We start from the raw sequence: 20,859 nt of genomic DNA, 5'->3' as shown, positions 1-20,859 counted from the left end.
GTCATGTCCTAACCCCTGCCATATCTGGCCGCGTCGAATTTCGTGAGATCCATGCTGGCCTGCCGTCCCGCGATCAGATCGGCCAAGACCTGTGCGAAACAGGGCCCAAGCGTGAAGGCCGATCCGCCGGTTGCGACGAAGGCACCGGGATATCCGGGCACCGGGCCGACCAGCGGCAACTGGTCGGGTGTGATCGTCGTGGTGCCAACCCAGCTGCGCAGCGTCGGCACCTTCCCCAGTTCGGGCAGAACCCGGATTGCCATGGCAGCATTCCCGGCAAGCGACGAGGCGAGAAGCTCGGGCCTGGTGTCGAGATCGGGCTGGCCATCGGGCAAAAGCGGCAGTCGCGCGGGCCAGCCGCCGCCAATCAGGATATTGCCGTCAAGCGCCTGTTTCAGAGACAGTTTCCCCCCGGCATGCTGCACCAGATGGGGAACCAGTTTGGGGATGCGCATTGTAACCGTCATGGTCAGGGCCAGCGGGATCGTCGGCAGATGCGCGCCCATCATCTGCCCCAGCTGTGTTGTCCAGACGCCGGCGGCGATCACCACTGCACTGGCGCTCACCGTGCGGGCTGTGTCGCCCTGCAACTGCACCTGCCAGACCCCGCCCTGCCGCGACAGGCCGGTAATCGCGCAGCCTGTCCGGATTTCCGCCCCCAGCCGCAGGGCGGCACGGGCCAGTGCCGGCGCGGCGGTGCGGGCATCGGCCTTGCCCTCCAGCGGGCAATGCGCTGCCGCAATCACCCGGTCCGATAGATAGGGCGCGATGCGGTCGATCTCTGCGCGGTCGATCAGTTGGTTGTCCAGACCCCAGGAGCGTTCGATCTCTGTCTTCTGCTCCAGCAGCGCGACCTGCCCTGCATCCTCGGCGATCATCAGCCCGCCAGTCTGTCTGACCTCGACCGGCTCACCGCAGAGCTGGGGCAGCGCGGCCCAAAGCCGCGCCGCCTCAAGATGAAGGGGCATGGCCTCAGCCGCCTGCCGCGCCGCTTCGATGCCACGGTCGATCATGCGGTATTCCAGCTGAAAATGCAGGCTGCCCGCATTTCTGCCCGACGCGTGCTGGTTGATCTGGTCGCGTTCGACCAGCAGCACGCGACCGCCCTCGCGGGCGATCATCCAGGCTGTTGCACAGCCCAGAAGCCCCCCGCCGATCACAACAGCATCAAACGGCGCATCCATCAGATTGCCACGGTCTCAATCCCGAGCGCGCGCAACGTCTGCTCGATGCGGAGCACTTCAGGGGGTGTCAGTTCCAGCAGCGGTTCGCGTACGAAACCGGCGCGCACACCGCGCAGACGCAGGGCGGTTTTCATGATCGCCTGCTGATTTCCGAAGCGCACCCCGTAATCCGGTGTGAACCAGGCCTGCATGACGACCCGGTCCCGAGCGCCAAGCCGGATTGCCCTGTCGCGGTCACCCGCCGCAATCGCACGCCAGAAATCGGGGTGATCGGCACCCAGCACACCGCCGGACCCCATAAGCCCGTCGCCATGCCCCAGAAGCGCCAGATCGACGCCAAGTTCGCTCGTGGGCAGGCCGAAATAGCGCACCCGCCCTTCGACCCTGTACATCGCGGCAAGAAAGCCTGCGAAATTTCCGGTGGAATTCTTGATGGCCACCACGTTTTCAATGTCCGCAAGCTCATCCAGAAGATCGGGGTCCATATCCACGATACACCCGCGCGGCCAGTTGTATACCGTCATCGGAATGTCGGTGGCATCCGAGACGGAGCGGTAGAATTGCACGATCTCTGCCCGGTTCGGCACGACATAGGGCGGCGGCGTCAGCAGGATACCATCCAGCCCCGCCTTTTCCGCCGCCCTTGCATGCAGGATTGCCTCTTGCGCCGTGAAGGCATTGCAGGCGCCGATCACCGTCAGCCCGGCCTTGCGATAGGGCGCCCCGGCCTCGAAGAGCTGTGCCCGTTCCCCGGCCGACAGGCTGAACCATTCGCCGCTGGTCCCGGCCAGGATCACCCCGTGCATCCTTTCCGTGCTCAGCCAGTCCATCTGGCCGGCAAAGGCCTCGAGGTCCAGCTGGCCCTTGCGGGTGAACGGGGTGGTGATGGCGGGAATATATCCTGTCCAGTCCACACTTGTCCGGTCCATAGCGACGTCCTTTCACTTGCAGTCAGAGTAGGTTCAGTTCGCCGGATTGCCAGCGGCGACTGGTTGCGGCGAGGTGACGGCGGAACCGTCCTTCGCCTCATAGGTTCGTCCCCAGCCGGTGATCACCGACAGAATCATGATCGCGGTCAGCACCAGCGGGTAGAGCGTGACCGGGAACAGATCGAAGGTGGACAGCGCCGGGGCGGCTTCATAGCCCGAGGTCAGCAGGGCGCCGATGAACAGATAGGCGCTCAGCACCGGCACGACGGAGGCCAGCCCCAGCGCGAAGCAATCCATCACATTGGCCCGGCGATAGGGGTGCAGGCCGACACGGGCGCCCAGTTCGTCGGCAACCGGGCCGAAGGTCAGCATGGCCGCCGAGTTCACGCCGCCGAACAGCAGGGTCGTGGCCGTGACGCCAAGGCCAATGGCCGTTTCAACCCCACGCGGCGTCGACGACAGTTTGCCCGAGGTGATCTTGTCCACCATCAGTTCCATGACGCCCGCGCCGCGCAGCACGCCCATGATGCCGAAGACCGAAAGGACCAGCGCCACCGTGCCCAGCATCGAGTTCACGCCATCGTACAGGAAGCCGCTCAGCGCACCGTCCTTGACTCCTACGATCATCGCGGGCGTCAGGAGTCCGGTGGCAAGTCCGGTTGCCGAACCAAGGACAAGACCCACCGTCACCGCCATGAAGATGTCACGCGTGATCATTGCGACGATCAGCATGATCGCCACCGGGATCAGCATGAACAGCGGCATTGCCGAAGCTGTGGCGCTGAACTGGCTGACGATGCTGGTATCGGCGGTCTGCGACTGGCCGATCACCAGGAACAGGGCGGCCGAAATCAGCGCGGCCGTCAGGGCATAGCGCGCCCGGTGCCGCACGACGCCACCGATATCGGCGACCGCAGACCGGCTGCGGAATCGCTGGCTAGAGGAAGAAATGATGGTGGTATCCGAGATGGGCGCGAGATTGTCACCCAGAATGGCCGCCGACAGAATTGCCCCCGCCAGCAGCGCGGGGGGCGCGCCGATCGCCAGCCCGGCGGCGTAGAAGATCGGGAAAGCGGTAAACATCGTGCCGATCGACGATCCGGTCGCCATGGCAACCACACTGACTGCGATGAATACGAAGAAGGTGTAATAGCCCGCACTCAGGCCGATATCCTGGGCCAGCCAGACAAAGCCATTGGCGACGCCCGTCGCCTTGATCATGGCCGAGATCATCCCAACCAGAAACAGGATCACCACGATGGCAACAGAGGTTTCACTGCCGATGCCTTTCAGCACCTGCTCCCAGAACTTGCCATAGTCGCGGGCGAAGACCGCCCCCACCAGCAGCGAGACAAAGCCGCCCATTGCAAGGGCGGTCATGTCGAAGGCCTTGAACACGATGAAAAACAGGACGCACATCACCAGAAAGATGACGGGCGGCAGAAAGGCGAGGGCCAGCCCGCCGCGAAAACGCAGGATCGGTTCGCTCATGAAGTTTCTCCTTCATTGCAGAAAATGGTCGCACGACTGGTCCCGCGCCGTGGGCACGATCATGCCAGCGGCGGAACCCTTGCGGAAACAGTTTGGCAGGGCGGTTTGTCAGCCCTGAACCGACCGCAACACCATGTCGCTGGCCGGATCGGTGATCTGTTGCAGTTCCACGAAATTGCCGTCGGGATCGCGGCAGAAGCACAGCCGCATGGGGGCGACATCCGTCGGGGGCGTGTTGAAGGTGACGCCCGCCGCACTCAGTCTCGCGTGATCGGCAATCACGTCATCGCTGTCGAAGCACAGATGCGCGAAGCCCTGCTGTGACAGGCTCCGATCATCGCTGCGGGTCGAGACCGGGGTCCGGTATTCGAAGACCTCCAGAAAGGCGTTGCCTGCGTGCAGCAGGACCGACCTTGCCGTGGACTCGGGAATGCCGATGATCCGGCCTGCGAAGGCGGACATCTCGGTTCCGGCCTCCCAGCCGAAACCCGATACCTCCCGGAAGCCCAGAAGACCGCAATAGAAGGCCAGAGACCGGTCCAGATCGCCGGTGGTGATGCCGGGGTGGTGAATGCCACGGATCATGTCGGGCTTCTCAGGCGCAGGCGGTGGCTTCGACCTCGACCAGAAGGTCGGGCGAAAACAGCCGGGTCACACCGGCGAGCGTGCTGGCCGGGCGGTGCCCCAGCGCGGCGAAAGGCCCGATCAGCGTGCCCCAGTTGGCCAGTGTTGCATCCATGTCGGTCGTCAGCACCCGGATGCCCGTGACATTGGCATAGGTCATCCCGGCAGCTGCCAGGACCTCACCGAGATTGGCCACGCAAAGGGCCAGTTGTGCCGCCATGTCGCCCTTGTGCTGCGGTGCGCCGGTGGCGTCGGTGGCACACTGGCCCGAGAGGGTCAGGATGCGGGTCGCCCCGCTGACCTCGCGGCCATGGGCAAAGCCGAAGCCTTCTTGCCAAGACCAGGGATTGATTTCTCGCGTTTCCATGTCGTCCTCGCTGTTGGAATGTTCTTGCTGTTCTTGGCCGCGGTGTTTGCCGATCTTGCGGGGCAACTTTGCCCGCAGGATCAGAAAATTCAGCGACTTGATACATTTCATGCTCAAAACATGTTGCAGTCAATGCGACGTTTATCTGTTTTAGATTGCAATAAACGCAACAAATTTGCATTGATGACAAATGGATACCGCAAATATCGGTGACTCATGATCTTCACCCGGCCTGTCCTGCGCTTTGCGGATGGTGGCGCGCGCCTGTTTGCGCGGGGCGAAGACCTGCGCAGCAGGAGGCGGCATGCAGATCAATGACCGGCGGATTCACTTCCTTTACGAGGCGTGGCGCAGCGGTTCGATGCGTCAGGCCAGCGAAATCCTTGAGATGGCGCCGTCCTCGATCAGCCGCCAGATCGCCCAGCTTGAACGAGAGATCGGCAGCACCCTGATCGAGCACGGACGCCGCGAAATCGTTCTGACCGAAGCAGGCCATGCTGTGCTTGAATACTACCGGAACCGGCACAGCAGCCTTGAGATGCTGAATGCCCAGTTGCGTGACCTGTCGGCGGCGCGGACCGGGCATGTCAAATTCGCCATCGGCGAAGGCTTTCTGGGTGAAGCGCTCTATCGCACGCTGGACGAGTTCATGGATGGTTATCCGGGCTTTACCCTGTCTCTCAGCGTCACCGACACGACCGAAATGGTGCGACTTCTGCTGGAGGATGAGGTGCATTTCGGGCTTGGTTTCCACCCGCTGTCGCATCCACAGGTCGTGTCGCGGTTTCGTGCGGCGGTTCCGCTGAAGGCAATCATGCATGCCGCGCATCCACTTGCGGATCGCTCCAGCATTTCTATCGCCGAGCTTTGCGCCGAGCCGCTGGCCCTGATGGGGCAGGCGTTCCGTATCCGCCAGATGATCGATCTGGCGGCAGCGGATAGTGGTCAGCTTGTTTCGCCGGTGCTGGTCTCCAACTCGATCCCGGTCCTGATCCGCAGCGCCTGCGCCCGCCGGGCGGTGACGGTCCTGCCTGAATTCAGCGTCAGGTCGGAGCTTTCGAACGGTCAGCTGGTCGCCGTAAGGATCGTGTCGTCCGCCATGCAATCGGTCTATGTGCACCTGATAACACGCAGAAACCGGATTCTTTCGCCGCAGGTGATGGCCCTGACCGAACAGATGCGCAAACGGCTGGCGCCGACGGCACTCTATGCGCCGACGGATGGTAAGGAGCCGGCGGCTTCCTGACCCAGCGCTGGCCTCGCGAATGATTCTGGCGGGGGCCGTCCGGCCTCTGTCGGCGCGATCAGTGCAGCGCAGTGGTGCGGCAGGGTGTTGCAGTGTATATAGCGGCGTCAGGTGGTCCTGGGGGAGCGCGCCATGCATGTCGGCTTGATTACCGGGCTGGGGCCTGCCGCGACGGTGGTTTACTATCAACGTTTGAACCAGATCGCGGCTGATCGCGGGTGCCGGCTGGAACTGACGATGGTTGAAGCGAATATCCGTGAGGTTCTGGCGAACAACCTTGCCGGTCGGGCACAGGAACAGGCAGAGATATTTGCCGCGCTGCTGCACCGGCTCAGGGCGGCAGGTGCTGATTTTGCAAGCATCACCGCCATCGGCCCGCTTTTCTGCTGGGAAGAAACACGCGCCCTCAGCCCTTTGCCTCTGCTTTCGGCCGTGACGCCATTGGATCTTTACTGTGCCGGGAAAGGATACTCGCAGGTCGGGCTTCTGGGAACCGCAAGAGCCATGCGCACGAAGCTTTTCGATCAGATGGCGCGCACCGGAGTTCTGCTGCCTGAGAACCTCGAACCCGTGGGCAAGGCTTATCAGGACATGGCCGTCGGAGGCCGGTGCGACGAGGCCACCCGCAAGTTGCTTTTCGATGCAGGCCGGGAAATGATGGAGCAAGGGGCCGAAGCCGTGGCTTTGGCGGGAACCGACCTCCTGCTCGCGTTCGATGGCCGTGATCCGGGCTTTCCGGTTATTGATGCTCTTGAAGTGCATGTCGCAATGCTGGCCGATCTGGCGACGGGCAGGATTTCCCTCGCGGATATCCGGCAAGAGACCGGCGCGCGAATTTCCTGACGGCGCGTTGCGACGCGCACTGCTGCGTCTGCCCCTTTTCCTCTGTATCCTGTCAGAGCGGGGTGCTTCGCGGGCGCGCAGATCTTCCGGCCATTCGCGCGTCAGATCATGGAATCGGCATCTCGCCTCTGTCACACGCCTGCAGTTGCAACCAGTCCGTGAACGCCCCGGAGACAGAGCCGCTTTTCGGCGCATGGGCCGATAGCAGGAAATAGGCGCTCCCGTCCTCGCGAAACCCTTGCGGCGCCACGAGAAGCCCATCCCTGATGTCGTTTTCTACCAGATGCCAGGGCCCGATGGCCACGCCGATGCCTGCGACGGCAGCTTGCAGGCTGAAATAGAAATGCTCAAAGTCCTGTCCTGCGCCGGTGGGGCAGGGCTGGTCGAAAACTTCCGCCCATGTCTGCCAGGCCGACGACCGCGTGCGCGTATGCAGCACCTTCGCATCCGCCCGGAGCCGGCCATGATCAAAGTAGATTGCCGCCTTGTCAGGGCGGCAGACCGGGCCAATCCGTTCGTTGAACAGATGTTGTGCGAAATGGTTTTCCGGCCATGTGAAATCATTGCGGCGGATCGCTAGGTCGATGCCTGATCCAAGCAATACCGGCCCGCCACCGGCCAGCAGGCGAATCTCTGATGACGGATGTGCCGCATGAAACCGGGGCATTCGCGGGATAAGCCAGCGCATCATCAGCGTCGGTTCGCAGGACACTGTGACGGGGGCATCGGCGTGTCTGGTCCTGATGCGCTGCACCTCGTTCTCGATGTCCGCCAGGCCCCGCGTCACCACCTCTGCCAGCCTGCGCCCGGTATCGGTCAGAAAAACAGCACGATTGCGACGATCGAACAACGGGACGCCCAGGTCATCCTCAAGCAATCGCACTGCGCGGCTGACCGCGCCATGCGTAAGATTAAGCCGGTCTGCAGCCTTACTGAAGCTTTCCAGTTCGGCGGCGACCCGGAAGCAGGCGAGGGCGGGGAGCGAAGTGACGGACTGTCTCATATGTCATTTATCTTCACAGATATTGTCAGAAGTCATCGTTTTTCAGATGGCCGCGGCCGCGTTACCCAACCGGAAAACCGAAAGGATACGCATATGGCCGAATGGCTCGCCGTGATCACCATAACCCTCTTTGCTGTTATCAGTCCGGGGCCGGATTTTGCCATGGTGTCGCGGAATTCCCTGACGCTTTCCCGCCGGGCGGGCCTCGTGACGGCGCTTGGAATTGGTGCGGGGGTGCTGGTGCATGTCAGCTACACGCTGCTCGGCATCGGCGTGCTCATTCGGGAAACACCGACCCTCTTCGATGTTCTGAAGCTGGCCGGAGCGGCCTATCTCGCGTGGCTGGGATGGCAGATGCTGCTCAGCCATAAGACAGAGGGGGCAGTTTCAGCAAGCGAAACAGCCCTCTCTGATCTTGCGGCCTTTCGGATCGGCTTTCTGACGAATGCTCTGAACCCCAAGACGACAATCTTCATTGTCAGCCTGTTCATGCAGGTCATTCAGGCGGAAACTCCGCTGGCAACGCGGATCGGCTACGGGCTGTTCATCTCTTTCGCCCATGTGGTGTGGTTTTCGACTGTCAGCCTGTTCTTCGGCGCGCCATCCGTTCAACAGCGCATCCTGCGTCTGCGCCCCTGGATTGACCGGATTTTCGGTGTATTGCTGATCGGCTTTGCCATCGCGCTGGCCGCGACTGATCTGGCCAGAACAGCTGTGTGACTGGCCAGCGGCTGCAACGCCGGCAGGCGCAGCCCACCAGCGGTGGCGCCGGCAGGATGCAGGTTCCGGGGGACCGCGCGCGTATGCCCCATTCGTTGTCAGGGGCAGGCGGCCATGGCTCAGCCAAGAGCCCCCTGAATCGACACTACATGCCGGGCCAGATCATGTGCGGCGGCAAGGCTGGCGTCTGCGTCGAGACCGCGATGTCGGGCGGCGATCCAGCCTGCGTTGAAGGCATCCCCGGCGCCAGTAGTGTCGACCGGGGTCACGGTGTCCAGCGGCCAGAGCGTCCGGGCCCCGTCGACCGCCAGCAATACGTCCTGACCGCCGTTCTTCACCACCACGTCGCGCCCGGCATCCGCGCCGTAGCGACGGGCGCAGGCGGCAAGGTCAGCATCGCCGAAATGCTGGGCTTCATCCTCGAAGCTGGGCAAAAGTACATCGGCCAGCCCGGCGGCGCGGGTAATCGTCGCGCGCATGGTTGGTGCATCTTCCCACAGCCGGGGGCGCAGGTTCGGATCGAAGATCAGCCGCCGCCCGGCGGCATGCGCGGTTTCAAGTGCGCTCAGCAGGCGCGCGCGCGCCTCCGGTGTCAGGATGGCAAGGGTGATGCCGCTGAAATAGATGGTCCCGGCCCAGTCCAACGCCGCAGCGAGGTGCTCAGGATCATCAGCCAGCAGCCGGGCTGCGGAGCGGTCGCGCCAATATGTGAAATTGCGTTCGCCATCTTGCAGCGAGATCGCGTAAAGCCCCGGTCCACGCCCCGCGTCCCGGCGCAGAAAGCGCGTTCCGATACCCGAAGCCGCCATGAAGCGTGCAATCCGGTCCGAGAAAGGATCTGTGCCGAGCACGCTCAGATATTCGACCTCGGCCGTATCGCCCAGCAGGCGTTTCACATGCCAGGCCGTATTGAACGTGTCTCCGGCAACATTCAGCGCCCAGAGCGGGGATTGCTCGGACAGTTCCAGCATGGCCTCGCCAATTGCCAGAAATCGCATGGTCAACCCTCCTGCGCCAGGGCTTCGCGGGCGATCAACGCCTGCATTCCTTCGGTCAGGATCATGCCCAGCAATTCGCGCAGCGCCATGCCGAAGGGGCCGCTGCTCAGCTTCGGGGGCAGGATATCGGGGCAGACCCCGGCAACGGCCGAAAGGATGTCTGAAGCGGCGGTATGGCGTCCGATTGCGGCCGCCAGTGCCCCGGCCTTCGGATCGTCCACGGGCACCAGCTTGCCCGCAGCATCGCGACGGGCGAGCCAGGCCAGCCAGGATGCCAGCGCGAAGGCGAAGGGACGGACAGGCGTACCTGCCTCCAGCGCTTCGATTGCGGGGGCGGTCACGCGCTGCGGCAGTTTCTGCGTGCCGTCCATGGCGATCTGTGCGGTCGCATGGGCGATGGCCGGGTTGCTGAACCGCTCCGCCAGCGCCGTGGCATAGGCTGCGAGATCCAGCGAAAGCCCCTGCACGGTGGCTGCTGCTGCCAGATGCGCGCGCACCAGTGTGGCATGGGTGGGATCGGCCATCACATCGCGCACATAGGCCCGACCGGCCAGCTGACCACTGTAGGCCAGCATCGAATGCGCCCCGTTCAGCATGCGCAGTTTCATCTGTTCATAGGGGGCGACATCCTGCACGAACAGGACTCCGGTCTGTTCCCATGCGGGGCGGCCCGCGCTGAAATCATCCTCGATCACCCATTGCGAGAAGGGCTCCGTCTCGACCGCCGCCAGATCCTGGCAGCCGGTCAGGCGCAGGGCGGTTTCTGTGGTTTCCGGGGTTGGCGCAGGGGTGATGCGGTCGACCATCGTAGAGGGAAAGCGCGCCCCGGCGGCGATCCAGTCGGCAAGATCTGAACCGTGGGCGCGGCGGGCGAAATCCAGCACTGCCCCACGCAGCTTTGCACCATTATGCGAAAGGTTATCACAGGAGAGCACGGTGAAGGGCGGCACCGACGCCGCGCGCCGCGCGGCCAGCGCGGCGGTGATCAGCCCGATGACCCCCGTCGGCGCATCCGGGCGGGCCAGATCTGCCCGCACTACGGGATGATCAGGATCAAGCCCCCCGGCGCTGGTGATGCCATAGCCCTTTTCGGTTACGGTGAGGCTGACAATCCGGCAGCCCGGCGCAGCCATGGCGGCCAGGGCCTGCGCCCCGACATCCGGCCCGGACAGCACCGTCGCCAGCGCTCCGATCACGCGGGCCGATACTTCGGCTCCGCGGGTGATCAGCGTATAGCGGCCATCCTGCGGCATCAGACCCTCCGCGACCGAGGTGCCGCGCAGCGAGACCCCGGTGACGCGCCAGTCGCCACCCTGCAAGGCCAGTGCCCGGTCGGTATAGGCGAGAAGGTGGGCACGGGCGAAATTGCCAAGGCCAAGATGCACGATGCCGGGGGCATGATCCTCTGGCCGGTATTCCGGCCATGCCGCAGCCCCCTGTGGCTCGGATCGCGCCGAAAGCCGGGTCATGCCAGGGTACTCGTGGCGGGCTTAGACAGCATGGGATGGGCTAGGGCGGTCATGATGCCGCGCAGTTCTGCCAGACCCTTCAGCCGACCGATCGCGGGATAGCCGGGCTGTGCCTTGCGCTTCAGATCGTCCAGAATATCCTGCCCGTGATCGGGCCGCATCGGGATCTGCCAGTCGGCGCGACCAGCGGCCTTGCGGCGGGCCTCCTCGGCCAGAACGGCGGCGATCATGGCCACCATATCGGTATTGCCCTCCAGATGCGCCGCCTCGTGGAACGACCCGCCCAGGTGGCGTTCTTCCAGTGCCACGTTACGCAGATGCAGGAAATGCACGCGGTCGCCCAGACGCTGCATCATGCCGGGCAGGTCATTGTCGGCCCGCGCGCCCAGCGATCCGGTGCAGAGCGTTATGCCATTTGCCGGAATGTCCACCGCTTCCATCACCGCGCGGTAATCGGCTTCGGTGGACATGATGCGGGGCAGGCCGAGCAGCGGGAAAGGCGGATCGTCAGGATGGCAGCACAGCCGCATCCCGATCTCTTCGGCCAGCGGCGCGACTTCGGCAAGGAAATCGACCAGATGCCCGCGCAGCCGGTCTGCGGGAATGCTGTCGTAGCGGGCCAGATGGGATTTCACATCCTCCATCGACATGCGCTCGGCTGCACCGGGCAGGCCGAATACCACATTTCCGGCCAACCCGGTCTTGCGCGCCTCGGTCATGTCGGCAAAGCGCGCCCGCGCGGCTTCGGTCACCTCGGGCGTATAGCTGTCTGCGGCGCCCCTGCGCTGCAACAGGAACAGATCGAAGGCAGCAAAGTCGATGGCGTCGAACCGCATGCAGGTCGCGCCATTCGACAGGCGATGGGCCAGATCGGTGCGCGTCCAGTCGAGGATCGGCATGAAGTTGTAGCAGATCACCTCGATCCCTGCGGCGCGCAGGTTCCGCATCGAGGTTTTCCAGTTGGCGATATGGGTTTTCCAGCCGCCGGACTGGCGCTTGATATCCTCGGAAACGGGCAGGCTTTCGACCACCTCCCATTTCAGGCCCGAGGGGCCGCCATCCTGCATCACCGCCAGCATGTCCTGCCGGGCCGCGATTTCACCGGGCGACCAGACCGCGCCGGTCGGAATGTGGTGCAGCGCGGTGACAACGCCTTCCACACCGGCCTGCAACATGTCGTCGATGGAAACCAGATCTTTCGGGCCGAACCAGCGCCAGGTCTGTCTCATGGGGTGTCTTTCTGTCTGGAAAAGCCGCGCGCTCAGGCGCCGGCGAACGAGATCTGGACCTTGACCGCACGGGCGCGGTCACGGGCGGCATCGAAGGCGTCAAGTGCTTCTGTCACCGGATAGGTGCCGGTGATCATCGGGCGCGGGTCGATCCGGCCAGAGCCGATCAGCGCCACGGCATCCGCGAACTCGGCATCAAACCGCTGCGAGCCGATGAACAGGATTTCCTTGCCCACCATCACATTCAGCGGCATCGGGGTCGGCCCGGCCACACCGACCTGCACCATGGTGCCACGCGGGCGCAGGCAGGTGATCGCATCTCGGATCGCCGGGGCCGCAGCCGAACATTCAAAGACCAGATCGGCCCGGCCCTTGCCCGCCTGCCAGGGGGCCAGGCCGTCCGGAGTTTTCAGGGTGTTGACCGCATGATCGGCCCCCATCCGCAGGGCCACCGCAAGCGTGGTATCCTGAATGTCGGTCACCACGATTTCGGCCGCGCCGCGCGCCCGCGCAACCGCAACACACAGCGCGCCGATCGGCCCGGCCCCGGTAACCAGCACAACCTTGCCCGCCAGACTGCCCGCCACACTCTCGCCGCGGTTCGCGGCATGCAGACAGACGGCGAGCGGTTCTGCACAGGCGGCTGCCCCCGGATCGGTGCCATCGGGCAGCACATGGCATTGCGCGGCGTCGATCACCATCAGGTCGCGGAACATGCCCTGCTGATGCGGCAGATACATGGCCGAACCCTTGAACTTCATCGCGGTGCAATGGATCGTCAGCCCCTGCTGGCAGAAGTCGCATACACCGCAGGGATGCGAAGGGTTCATCGCAACCAGTTGCCCGACCTCCAGCCCGGTGACACTGGCGCCCAGAGCCTCGATCCGCCCGGCGGCCTCATGGCCGAGGATGATCGGCTCGCGCACGCGGATGGTGCCGATCCCGCCCTCCAGCCAGTAATGCAGGTCCGAGCCGCAGATACCCCCGGCCAGCACCGAGACGCGCACTTGGCCCGGTCCGGGCTGGGCGGTCGGCTCGGTTTCAACGCGCAGGTCATCCTGACCGTAAAGACGCACGATGCGGTTTTCTGTCTGGGTCATGTCTTGCCTCAGGGCATCAGCAGTTTCGGAAGCCAGGTCGCCAGCGGCGCCCAGTAGCTGACCAGCAGCAGCACTGCGATGTTGGTCACGATATAGGGGGTGATGGCGCGGATCACCGGCGACAGCGGCAGCCGTGCGATGTTCGAGGCAACGAAGAGGCAGACCCCGACGGGCGGCGTGGTCAGCCCGATCATCAGGTTCAGCACCGCAAAGCAGGCGAAATGCAGCGGGTCGATCCCCACGGCCATGGCCAGAGCCTGAAGCGGCACGAACAGGATGATCAGCGCGGCGATGGTTTCCATGAACATGCCGACGAACAGCAGCAGCAGGTTGATCAGCAGGATCACGAGGAATTTGTTATCGGTGACCGAAAGAACGGCATCTGCAAGCATCTGCGGAATCCGCTCTGATACCAGAATCCAGCCGAAGACATTCGCCGTGCCGACCAGAACCAGAATACCCGCCGAGCTGACCGCGCTGTCGATGATGATCTTCGGGATGCGGGCCACCGGCAATTCCCGGTAGATGAACAGCCCGACGAGCGCCGCATAAAGGCAGGCGACCACGGCAGTTTCGGTGGGTGTGGTCACGCCGATCAGCAGCCCGCCAACGATGAGCCCGGTCATCGCAATGGCCCATATCGCGCCGGTGAACGAGGTGAACAGCTCCCGCAGGCCCTGCCAGGGTTCACGCGGGAAGTTCTTTTTCTTCGCGATGAAATAGGTGGTGATCATCATCGCAAAGCCCATCAGCAGGCCGGGAACGGCCCCGGCAAGAAACAGCTTGCCGACCGACAGGCCGGACAGCGATCCGACAATGATCATCGGAACGCTGGGCGGGATCATCGGCCCCACGGTGGACGAAGCCGCCGTGACCGCCGCCGAGAAATCGCCGGGATAGCCTGCTTTCTTCATGCCGGGGATCATCATGCCGCCGACCGAGGCCACATCGGCCACCGCCGTGCCGGAAATGCCGCCGAACAGCATCGAAGCGGCGATATTGGCCTGCGCCAGCCCGCCGCGCATCCAGCCAACCAGCGCATTGGCGAAGCGGATGATCCGTTCAGTGATCCCGCCGGAATTCATCAGATTCCCGGCGAGGATGAAGCCCGGAATGCACAGCAGAACGAAACTGTCCATTCCCGCATACATCTTCTGCGGAATGACCACGAGCGGGATGTCGGCGAACAGCAGATAGGCCATCGAGGACAGCCCCAGCGTCACCGCAACGGGCAGGCCGATGGCAAGGCCCAGCACAAAGACGCCCAGCAGCAGGGTCAGACCCATCACAGTTCCTCCGAATTCGGGATCGGGCGGCCGTCATGCCGGCCGGTCAGCATCTCGAACACGCGCACCAGCGCCCAAAGCGCGAGCGTCAGGAACAGCACAAGCATCGAGATGTGGATGAAATCCATGCGCCAGCCAAGCGACGGGGCGGTCTGGCGTTGTCCGACAACCGTATAGGCCCAGGCCGCGGGCAACAGTGTCAGCGCAAAACCTGCCGTGAGAACGGCCGACAGCAGCCGCAGCAGGCGCGGGCCGTGACCGGGCAGATTTTCGCACAGCAGGTCCACGTTCACCATGTCACCGCTGCGCAGCGCCAGTCCCGCCCCAAGGGCGCCAATGTAGATCAGGCAGAACCGCGTCAACTCTTCGGTCCAGACCGGCGCTGTCGAAAGGAAGGTGCGCGCAAAGACCTGCAACAGAACCGAACCCGAAAGGACCAGGAACGCCGCGAGGATCAGGAGGCGGCACAGCCCCTCCAGCCATTTGAAAGCATGTGTCATGGATGCCTCCGCAAGGGATCTGCCGCGTGAAACGGCAGATCCCGTCGCATTGTCAGTTGTTGAAGATCTGCTCGGCCAGAGGGCGGATATCTTCGGGAACCGCCGCGATGACGGCATCTTTGGCCCTGGCGGCAAAGGCGGCCTGATCGACCTCGACGAACTTGACGCCCTTCGATTCCAGATCCGTGACCAGCGCCTGTTCATCCGCAAGGAACAGTTCGCGCTCGAAGGCCTGGGTGCGGTTTGCCGCCTCCTGAACGGCGGCCTGATCGGCTTCCGACAGCTTGTCCCAGCTGCTTTCCGCGATGGTCAGGTAGATCCACGAACGCACATGCTCGGTCTTGTTGACGACCTTCTGCACCTCGTAGAAGCCACCCGACTTGAACAGCGCCAGCGGGTTTTCCTGCCCTTCGATGGTGCCGTTCTGAAGCGAGGTGAAGACCTCGGAGAAGGCCATCGGCGTCGGATTTGCGCCAAGCGCCTGCCAGGCGGCCACGAAAATCGGCACGTTCGGCACGCGCAGCTTGAACCCGTTCAGCTGATCGGGCGAGGTAATCTCGCGGTTGGCCGACAGGTTGCGCGGACCACGAGCGAAGTAGGTCAGCGGGCGGATGCCGGCATTCGCGATGATCTCGGCCTCGATCGCATCACCGATCTCGCCCGACGCGACACGGTCCATGTGTTCAAGCGATTTGTAGGCATAGGGCAGCGCCAGAAGCGCGGCTTTCGGTGCCCAGTTCTGAAGGCTTTCGCCGGTGATCGTCATGTCGGCAGTGCCAAGCTGCATACCGTTGATGACGTCGATTTCCTTGCCCAGCGTCTCGTTCGGGTAGACGACAACCTCGACGCGGCCCTCGGTCAGGGCGGCAACCTCTTCGGCGAATTTCAGCGCGGCCTTGTGCCAAATGTTCTCCTCGTTGGCGAGGTGTCCCAGTTTGAGCGTGACTTCGGCGGCCATTGCCGAAGTGCCCATCAGTACGGCCAGCGCACAGCCCGCGGCCAGGCGGGTCAGCTTTGTGACAAACATCATTTCCTCCTCCAGGATGATGTGATCGCGGCAGATGCCGTGATCAAAGAAAATATTCGGGGCGTTCCTGCTTGATCACCGGCAGGTCGGACAGGATGCCTTGCAGGTGCTGGCGCATCTGCGTCTCGGCGGCGGGCCTGTCACCGCCCGCTATGGCATCGACAATGGCGCGGTGCTGCTCGATCAGGCGCGCAACGGAAAAATGCATGCTGGACAGAAAGCGGACGCGGTCCATCTGCGCCTTCATCTCGACCAGCACGCGCCAGGCATTACCCTTGTCCGCCCCTTCGGCCAGGGTGCGGTGGAAGATTTCATCCGCCTCCATGAAGTCGCGTGCGGAGCCGCCAATCAGCTCCTGCTGCCGGGCCAGCTGGCCCCGCAGATCCGCGATCAGCGCGGGATCGGGTGTGTCCGCCAGAAGCTTCACGATATCGGCCTCGACGGCCTCGCGCACGAAGCGGGCATCCAGCACCGCCGCGAGCGAGATCTTCGCTACGAAAGAGCCGCGCTGCGGGCGGATATCCAGCAGCCCTTCATTCGCGAGCGTGATGAAGGCCTCGCGCACGGGTTGGCGACTGATGCCGTATTGCTGCGCGACCTCGGATTCGGAAATCCGGGTGCCGGGCGACAAGTCGTTGCCGATGATCGCCATGCGCAGGGCGGCGTGAAGCTGGTCCACCACACTGATGCGGACTGGCTGAAGGGCGACGATTTCGCGTTTCCGGTCAGACATGACAGTTCCCCCTTGGGGATTCGATACACCATACTACCATACAAGTAAATGCCCGGCTTGGTTCTGGAAGCAAATCCTCAAACGGGCGAGGAAATCCTTTGTGGTTTCCGACCAAGGCATTTGGTGGTTGCAAACGGCTTCACTGGCGGCAGCCGGCCTCGTCGTATCGGAAGCTGACGCTGGTCAGGTTCTTGGCGCTGACAGGTAAGGGACTGCGCCGATGGCTGCTGAGAGGAGTTCTGGATATCCTGCATAAAATTGTTGACTCGCAGGATATCCTGCATGATGCTGGGTGGATCACCAACAGGATATGCCGCCGATGACCCTGCTCAGCCGTATTCAGCACACGTCCCAGAAACTGACCGCAGCGGACCGGAAGGTCATCGAGGTCTTGCTGGGTCAGCAGGCGGAGGCGGTGTTCCTGTCAGCGGCCCAGCTGGCCGAGCGGGCGCAGGTGCATGAAACGACGGCGACGCGGCTGGCGCAGAAGCTGGGCTTCAGCGGCTACCCGGAACTGCGCGCGCAATTGCAGCGCGAAGTGATGGAAGGGCAGGATGCGGCGGCGCGGATGCGCCGGTCGGTGTCGAAAGTGGCCGATGGCAGCTATCTGGCTGATCTGGTGCAAAGCGAAATCTCCGCGCTGGAACAGCTTGCCCGCAGCATCGACCAGCGCGATGTCGATACCGCATCGGACATGATCTTTGCGGCGCGGCGGGTGTTCATCTTCGCACAGGGCCATGCAACCGCCGTATCCGCCTTCTTGCAACGGCGGCTGGATCGTTTCGCCATGACGACGGTGATGCTGACCGGCCGCGGCCGCGACATTGCGGAACGGCTGACCAGCCTTGGGCAGGATGATCTGGTTCTGGTTCTGGCGTTTCGCAAGCAACCGACAGACTACGCGGCGATCATGGGCCACGCCGCGCAGGTGGGAGCGCGCACCTTGCTGATTTCGGATCTGGCGGGTCCAACCATGACCCCGCCTGCCGAACATCTGCTGGCGGCGCCGAGGGGGCGGTCGGGCACGGAGTTCCAGACCCCGATCGTCCCCATGACCATCGTCAACGCCATTCTGCTGACCATTGCCGGTCGGCATGAGCCGCAGATCGTCACCAAACTCGAGGAACTGGCCGATCTGTTCGACCGCTTCGCCTGACGGCGTTGCCATCTCTGGGAGGAGAGAAGACACAATGTGGAAGAGCCTGAAGGCAGCGCTTCTCGCGGCGGCCTGCGTCCCTGCTTTGGCTGCGGCGCAGGATCTGGATGCGATGTCGACCGCAGAACTTTATGATCGGGCCAAAGAGGAAAAGACGGTGACCGTCTTTTCGTTGTCCAGCCGCATCGCACGGGTGGAGAAGGCCTTTGAGGCGACCTATCCGGGTGTTGATCTGATCGGGCTGGATCTCAGCTCCGCCAAACAGATTGCGCGCGTTGTGGCGGAACAGCAGGCCGGGGTGTATGCGGTGGACGTGCTTTATATCGCCGATGCGCCGGTTGCGCTACGTGACCTTCTGGCGCCCGGACGCATCCATACCTATGTGCCGCCAAGGCTGGCGGACCAGATCGAGAATCGTTTCAAGGCGCCGCTTCTGGTGCACCGGCTGTCGACCAAGGTGCTCATGTATAACGAGCAGGCCTATCCCGACGGAAGCCCGGTCACCAATCTCTGGCAACTGACCCTGCCCGAATGGTCAGGGAAGGTGATGATGGTCGATCCGACGCAGCGCGGCGAATTGCTGGACCTTCTGACCGAGATTGCGCTCCATCCCGACGAGATGGCGGCGGCGTACAAGGCCCAGTTCGGCAGCGATATCGTGATCGACGATGATCTGTCGGGCGCGGGAGAGCAATTCATCCGCAATCTCTTTCTCAACGATCTGGTTCTGGTCTCGAACAGTGACGATCTGAACAAGGCCGTCGGGACGCGGGATGCCAAGGACCCGCCGGTCGCCTTTGGCACCTATTCCGACCGCCGCGACAATGAAGAGGAAGGCTGGGCATTGCAGGTTGCCAACGATGTTGAACCTGCAAATGGCATCCTGTTCCCGGCGGTGCTGGCGGTGGCGGACAAGGCGCCCAGTCCGGCCGCGGCGCGGCTGCTGATCGACTTCATGTTTGGCGATGACACGGCAGACGGGGGCCCGGCCTTTGCGCCCTTCAACGTTCCGGGCGACTATGCGACCCGCACGACCATTGCCGATGACCCGGATTCCGTGCCGCTGGAAGATCTGAAGGCATGGACCATCAATACCGAGGCCGTGGCGGAACACCGCGCCCGCATCGCCGATCTGATCATCACCCTGCAATGATACGGGTGTGGCGCAGCCGCGACAGGCTGCGCCCGCCGTCCGCCGGAGATTTTCCCCATGTCAATGCCCGAGCTTGCCGCGCCCGGTTGGCGCCGGTTTCTGACCGCGCGCAGACTCGCACCGCTGCTGATGATCCTGATCGTCGGCGTTCTGGTGCTTGCCCCGCTGCTGCGCATCCTTCTGGCCACCCTGAGCCCCGCCGGGATCGAAGCCTGGGGGGCGATACTTGCCAGCCCGATGTCGCCGAACCTGTGGTGGCGCCCGTTGATGAACACCCTGATCCTGGGTTTGGGCGTTTCGGCGGGCTGTCTGCTGCTGGGGGGCTTCACCGCCTGGCTGGTGGTGATGACCGATGTGCCGGGCCGTCGCATTCTGGGAGTGCTGCACACATTGCCCTTCATGATCCCGAGCTTTGCGGCGGCGCTGGCCTGGGGCACATTGTTTCGCAACGGGCGTATGGGCGGATCACCGGGCTTTTTCGAGGCGAACGGCTTCATCATTCCCGACTGGCTGGCCTGGGGCATCGTGCCGGTGCTGATCGTGCTGATCGCGCATTACTATTCGCTGGCCTTCACCATCATCGCCGCCGCGCTGTCTTCGGTCGGCGCAGACCTGGTCGAGGCTGCGCAGATGACCGGCGCCCGCCGTCCGCGCATCTTCTTCGGCATCGTGCTTCCGGTGGTGACGCCGGCGCTGGTTTCGGCGGCCTCGCTGACACTCGCGGGTGCGGTGGCGAACTTCGCCGCGCCTGCGCTGCTGGGCCTGCCGGTGCGGATGCAGACACTTTCAACCCGGCTTTTCGGCATGATCGAGATTGGTCAGGCGGAGCGCGGCTTCGTGCTGGCGCTCTTGCTGATTGCTGTTTCCGGCATCTTCCTGTTTCTGTCGGACCGGCTGGTTTCAGGGCGGCGTGCCTTTGTGACCGTGACCGGGAAGGGCGGGCGCACCCGGCGCTTTCCTCTGGGAAAATGGCGCTGGCCGCTGTTTGTGGCGGGCTTCGGGCTTGCCATGCTGACCACGATCGTGCCGGTGGTGGTTCTGGTCGCCTCCAGCCTTGCGACGCAGACCGGGGCGCTGTTTTCAAACTGGACGCTGCATTTCTGGCTTGGCGAGGGGGGCGGCCAGATCGCACAGGGTACGGCGGGCATCTTTCGCAATCCTGTGCTGATCGGCGCACTGCTGAACACGCTGAAGCTGGGCGTGGTGGTGGCACTGATCACGATGCTTCTGGGGTTGGCGCTGGCCCATACGATTACCCGCAACAAGGGGACCGTGCTGGCCAATATCCTGTCGCAGCTGGCCTTTCTGCCGCTGCTGATCCCCTCGATTGCCTTCGCCGCAGCCTATATCGCCCTGTTTGGCGCACCTATCGGGCCGCTGCCTTCGCTTTACGGCAGCTTTACGCTGCTGGTCATGGCTGCCGCCGCGCATAACCTGCCCTATGCGGTGCAGTCCGGGCGATCTGTGCTGGGTCAGATTTCCACCGATCTTGAGGAAAGTGCCCGGCTCACCGGCGCCGGTCCCTTGCGGCGGATGTGGGCCATCGTCGTGCCGCTGGCAATCCGGGGGCTTCTGGCGGGCGCCATTCTCGTCTTCGTCAAGATGGTGCGCGACCTGTCGCTGGTCGTCCTGCTGTTCAGCGCCACCTCTCCTGTCCTTTCGATGGTCGCCTACCGCTATGCCGCCGAAGGGTTCATGCAATTTGCCAATGCCATCACCGTTCTGATCCTCGTGATCTGTCTGACGGCCTCGCTTGTCGCGCAGGCCCTTCAGGCGCGCGTGCAGAAATGGAAGGAGTGAC

At 63.6% G+C, this 20,859-nt stretch carries 20 protein-coding genes; 6 read left to right on the top strand and 14 right to left on the bottom strand.

All coding sequences use genetic code 11. The annotated features are described in order from the left end of the window. Window positions 1–8: 8 nt before the first annotated feature. The 5 genes from C8N34_RS12415 to C8N34_RS12395 all read right to left on the bottom strand — a co-directional run bounded on the left by C8N34_RS12415 (window position 9) and on the right by C8N34_RS12395 (window position 4,595). The gene (locus tag C8N34_RS12415) at window positions 9–1,184 is read right to left on the bottom strand and encodes an NAD(P)/FAD-dependent oxidoreductase (RefSeq protein WP_108129111.1); all 1,176 of its coding nucleotides are present in this window, start codon (window positions 1,182–1,184) and stop codon (window positions 9–11) included. Next, a complete protein-coding gene (locus C8N34_RS12410; protein ID WP_054302984.1) occupies window positions 1,184–2,113 on the bottom strand; it encodes a dihydrodipicolinate synthase family protein in 930 nt (309 codons plus the stop codon). The genes C8N34_RS12415 and C8N34_RS12410 overlap by 1 nt, the downstream gene beginning before the upstream one ends. Before the next feature lie 33 nt (window positions 2,114–2,146). Beyond that, entirely contained in the window at window positions 2,147–3,604 is a 1,458-nt protein-coding gene (locus tag C8N34_RS12405) for a Na+/H+ antiporter NhaC family protein (RefSeq protein WP_054302983.1), read from the bottom strand. A gap of 108 nt (window positions 3,605–3,712) precedes the next feature. Beyond that, window positions 3,713–4,189 carry a VOC family protein gene (locus C8N34_RS12400; RefSeq protein WP_108129110.1) on the bottom strand — a complete coding sequence of 159 codons (477 nt, stop codon included), beginning with the start codon at window positions 4,187–4,189 and terminating at the stop codon, window positions 3,713–3,715. 10 nt (window positions 4,190–4,199) lie between these two features. Further along, window positions 4,200–4,595, bottom strand: coding sequence for a RidA family protein (locus tag C8N34_RS12395; RefSeq protein ID WP_108129213.1), 396 nt, complete (start codon window positions 4,593–4,595; stop codon window positions 4,200–4,202). Between the two features lie 304 nt (window positions 4,596–4,899). On the opposite strand from C8N34_RS12395, the gene C8N34_RS12390 reads away from it, so the two are divergent. Next, on the top strand, window positions 4,900–5,841 hold the full coding sequence (locus tag C8N34_RS12390; RefSeq protein WP_054302981.1) for a LysR family transcriptional regulator: 942 nt from the start codon (window positions 4,900–4,902) through the stop codon (window positions 5,839–5,841). A gap of 132 nt (window positions 5,842–5,973) precedes the next feature. Beyond that, window positions 5,974–6,684 (top strand): aspartate/glutamate racemase family protein, encoded by a 711-nt coding sequence (locus tag C8N34_RS12385; protein WP_108129108.1) that lies wholly within the window; start codon window positions 5,974–5,976, stop codon window positions 6,682–6,684. A gap of 106 nt (window positions 6,685–6,790) precedes the next feature. Here the strand turns inward: C8N34_RS12385 and C8N34_RS12380 are convergent, their stop codons facing one another. Further along, a complete protein-coding gene (locus C8N34_RS12380; RefSeq protein WP_108129107.1) occupies window positions 6,791–7,687 on the bottom strand; it encodes a LysR family transcriptional regulator in 897 nt (298 codons plus the stop codon). Here C8N34_RS12380 and C8N34_RS12375 point away from each other — a divergent pair. Then, entirely contained in the window at window positions 7,586–8,407 is an 822-nt protein-coding gene (locus tag C8N34_RS12375; protein ID WP_425320669.1) for a LysE family translocator, read from the top strand. The two genes, C8N34_RS12380 and C8N34_RS12375, sit on opposite strands and share 102 nt — an antisense overlap. A gap of 119 nt (window positions 8,408–8,526) precedes the next feature. Here C8N34_RS12375 and C8N34_RS12370 read toward each other — a convergent pair whose 3' ends face one another. From C8N34_RS12370 to C8N34_RS12335, 8 genes are read right to left on the bottom strand one after another with little or no spacing between them, the layout of a single operon-like run. After that, window positions 8,527–9,405, bottom strand: a complete 879-nt coding sequence (locus C8N34_RS12370; RefSeq protein ID WP_229825385.1) for a sugar kinase — start codon at window positions 9,403–9,405, stop codon at window positions 8,527–8,529. A gap of 2 nt (window positions 9,406–9,407) precedes the next feature. Next, window positions 9,408–10,874 carry a mannitol dehydrogenase family protein gene (locus tag C8N34_RS12365; RefSeq protein ID WP_108129104.1) on the bottom strand — a complete coding sequence of 489 codons (1,467 nt, stop codon included), beginning with the start codon at window positions 10,872–10,874 and terminating at the stop codon, window positions 9,408–9,410. Next, window positions 10,871–12,103: a mannonate dehydratase gene (gene uxuA / locus C8N34_RS12360; RefSeq protein ID WP_108129103.1), complete on the bottom strand. Its 1,233-nt coding sequence runs from the start codon at window positions 12,101–12,103 to the stop codon at window positions 10,871–10,873. The genes C8N34_RS12365 and uxuA overlap by 4 nt, the downstream gene beginning before the upstream one ends. 32 nt (window positions 12,104–12,135) lie before the next feature. Further along, a complete protein-coding gene (locus C8N34_RS12355; protein WP_108129102.1) occupies window positions 12,136–13,203 on the bottom strand; it encodes an L-idonate 5-dehydrogenase in 1,068 nt (355 codons plus the stop codon). A gap of 8 nt (window positions 13,204–13,211) precedes the next feature. Continuing rightward, window positions 13,212–14,489 carry a TRAP transporter large permease gene (locus C8N34_RS12350; protein ID WP_054302974.1) on the bottom strand — a complete coding sequence of 426 codons (1,278 nt, stop codon included), beginning with the start codon at window positions 14,487–14,489 and terminating at the stop codon, window positions 13,212–13,214. Then, on the bottom strand, window positions 14,489–14,989 hold the full coding sequence (locus C8N34_RS12345; RefSeq protein WP_054302973.1) for a TRAP transporter small permease: 501 nt from the start codon (window positions 14,987–14,989) through the stop codon (window positions 14,489–14,491). Before C8N34_RS12345 ends, C8N34_RS12350 begins: the two co-directional genes overlap by 1 nt. A 52-nt stretch (window positions 14,990–15,041) precedes the next feature. After that, on the bottom strand, window positions 15,042–16,016 hold the full coding sequence (locus tag C8N34_RS12340) for a TRAP transporter substrate-binding protein (protein WP_054303046.1): 975 nt from the start codon (window positions 16,014–16,016) through the stop codon (window positions 15,042–15,044). 43 nt (window positions 16,017–16,059) lie between these two features. Beyond that, a complete protein-coding gene (locus C8N34_RS12335; protein ID WP_054302972.1) occupies window positions 16,060–16,749 on the bottom strand; it encodes a GntR family transcriptional regulator in 690 nt (229 codons plus the stop codon). Window positions 16,750–17,068: 319 nt separating this feature from the next. Here C8N34_RS12335 and C8N34_RS12330 point away from each other — a divergent pair, with 319 nt between their 5' ends. Genes C8N34_RS12330 through C8N34_RS12320 form a run of 3 tightly spaced genes read left to right on the top strand, consistent with a single transcriptional unit; the run spans window position 17,069 to window position 20,858 of the window. Further along, window positions 17,069–17,905 (top strand): MurR/RpiR family transcriptional regulator, encoded by an 837-nt coding sequence (locus C8N34_RS12330; RefSeq protein WP_108129212.1) that lies wholly within the window; start codon window positions 17,069–17,071, stop codon window positions 17,903–17,905. 34 nt (window positions 17,906–17,939) lie between these two features. Continuing rightward, entirely contained in the window at window positions 17,940–19,058 is a 1,119-nt protein-coding gene (locus tag C8N34_RS12325) for an ABC transporter substrate-binding protein (RefSeq protein WP_108129101.1), read from the top strand. 57 nt (window positions 19,059–19,115) lie between these two features. Next, window positions 19,116–20,858 (top strand): ABC transporter permease, encoded by a 1,743-nt coding sequence (locus tag C8N34_RS12320; protein ID WP_199750673.1) that lies wholly within the window; start codon window positions 19,116–19,118, stop codon window positions 20,856–20,858. Window position 20,859 lies beyond the last annotated feature (1 nt).

It is taken from the genome of Gemmobacter caeni, assembly GCF_003054195.1.
Lineage (GTDB): Bacteria > Pseudomonadota > Alphaproteobacteria > Rhodobacterales > Rhodobacteraceae > Gemmobacter > Gemmobacter caeni.
This window is presented reverse-complemented; position numbering and strand designations above follow the sequence as displayed.

Coding starts and splice junctions, on each gene's coding strand:
- C8N34_RS12415 (WP_108129111.1), bottom strand. CDS start 1,184: ATGGATGCGCCGTTTGATGCTGTTGTGATCGGCGGGGGGCTTCTGGGC.
- C8N34_RS12410 (WP_054302984.1), bottom strand. CDS start 2,113: ATGGACCGGACAAGTGTGGACTGGACAGGATATATTCCCGCCATCACC.
- C8N34_RS12405 (WP_054302983.1), bottom strand. CDS start 3,604: ATGAGCGAACCGATCCTGCGTTTTCGCGGCGGGCTGGCCCTCGCCTTT.
- C8N34_RS12400 (WP_108129110.1), bottom strand. CDS start 4,189: ATGATCCGTGGCATTCACCACCCCGGCATCACCACCGGCGATCTGGAC.
- C8N34_RS12395 (WP_108129213.1), bottom strand. CDS start 4,595: ATGGAAACGCGAGAAATCAATCCCTGGTCTTGGCAAGAAGGCTTCGGC.
- C8N34_RS12390 (WP_054302981.1), top strand. CDS start 4,900: ATGCAGATCAATGACCGGCGGATTCACTTCCTTTACGAGGCGTGGCGC.
- C8N34_RS12385 (WP_108129108.1), top strand. CDS start 5,974: ATGCATGTCGGCTTGATTACCGGGCTGGGGCCTGCCGCGACGGTGGTT.
- C8N34_RS12375 (WP_425320669.1), top strand. CDS start 7,586: ATGCGTAAGATTAAGCCGGTCTGCAGCCTTACTGAAGCTTTCCAGTTC.
- C8N34_RS12380 (WP_108129107.1), bottom strand. CDS start 7,687: ATGAGACAGTCCGTCACTTCGCTCCCCGCCCTCGCCTGCTTCCGGGTC.
- C8N34_RS12370 (WP_229825385.1), bottom strand. CDS start 9,405: ATGCGATTTCTGGCAATTGGCGAGGCCATGCTGGAACTGTCCGAGCAA.
- C8N34_RS12365 (WP_108129104.1), bottom strand. CDS start 10,874: ATGACCCGGCTTTCGGCGCGATCCGAGCCACAGGGGGCTGCGGCATGG.
- uxuA (WP_108129103.1), bottom strand. CDS start 12,103: ATGAGACAGACCTGGCGCTGGTTCGGCCCGAAAGATCTGGTTTCCATC.
- C8N34_RS12355 (WP_108129102.1), bottom strand. CDS start 13,203: ATGACCCAGACAGAAAACCGCATCGTGCGTCTTTACGGTCAGGATGAC.
- C8N34_RS12350 (WP_054302974.1), bottom strand. CDS start 14,489: ATGGGTCTGACCCTGCTGCTGGGCGTCTTTGTGCTGGGCCTTGCCATC.
- C8N34_RS12345 (WP_054302973.1), bottom strand. CDS start 14,989: ATGACACATGCTTTCAAATGGCTGGAGGGGCTGTGCCGCCTCCTGATC.
- C8N34_RS12340 (WP_054303046.1), bottom strand. CDS start 16,016: ATGTTTGTCACAAAGCTGACCCGCCTGGCCGCGGGCTGTGCGCTGGCC.
- C8N34_RS12335 (WP_054302972.1), bottom strand. CDS start 16,749: ATGTCTGACCGGAAACGCGAAATCGTCGCCCTTCAGCCAGTCCGCATC.
- C8N34_RS12330 (WP_108129212.1), top strand. CDS start 17,069: ATGACCCTGCTCAGCCGTATTCAGCACACGTCCCAGAAACTGACCGCA.
- C8N34_RS12325 (WP_108129101.1), top strand. CDS start 17,940: ATGTGGAAGAGCCTGAAGGCAGCGCTTCTCGCGGCGGCCTGCGTCCCT.
- C8N34_RS12320 (WP_199750673.1), top strand. CDS start 19,116: ATGTCAATGCCCGAGCTTGCCGCGCCCGGTTGGCGCCGGTTTCTGACC.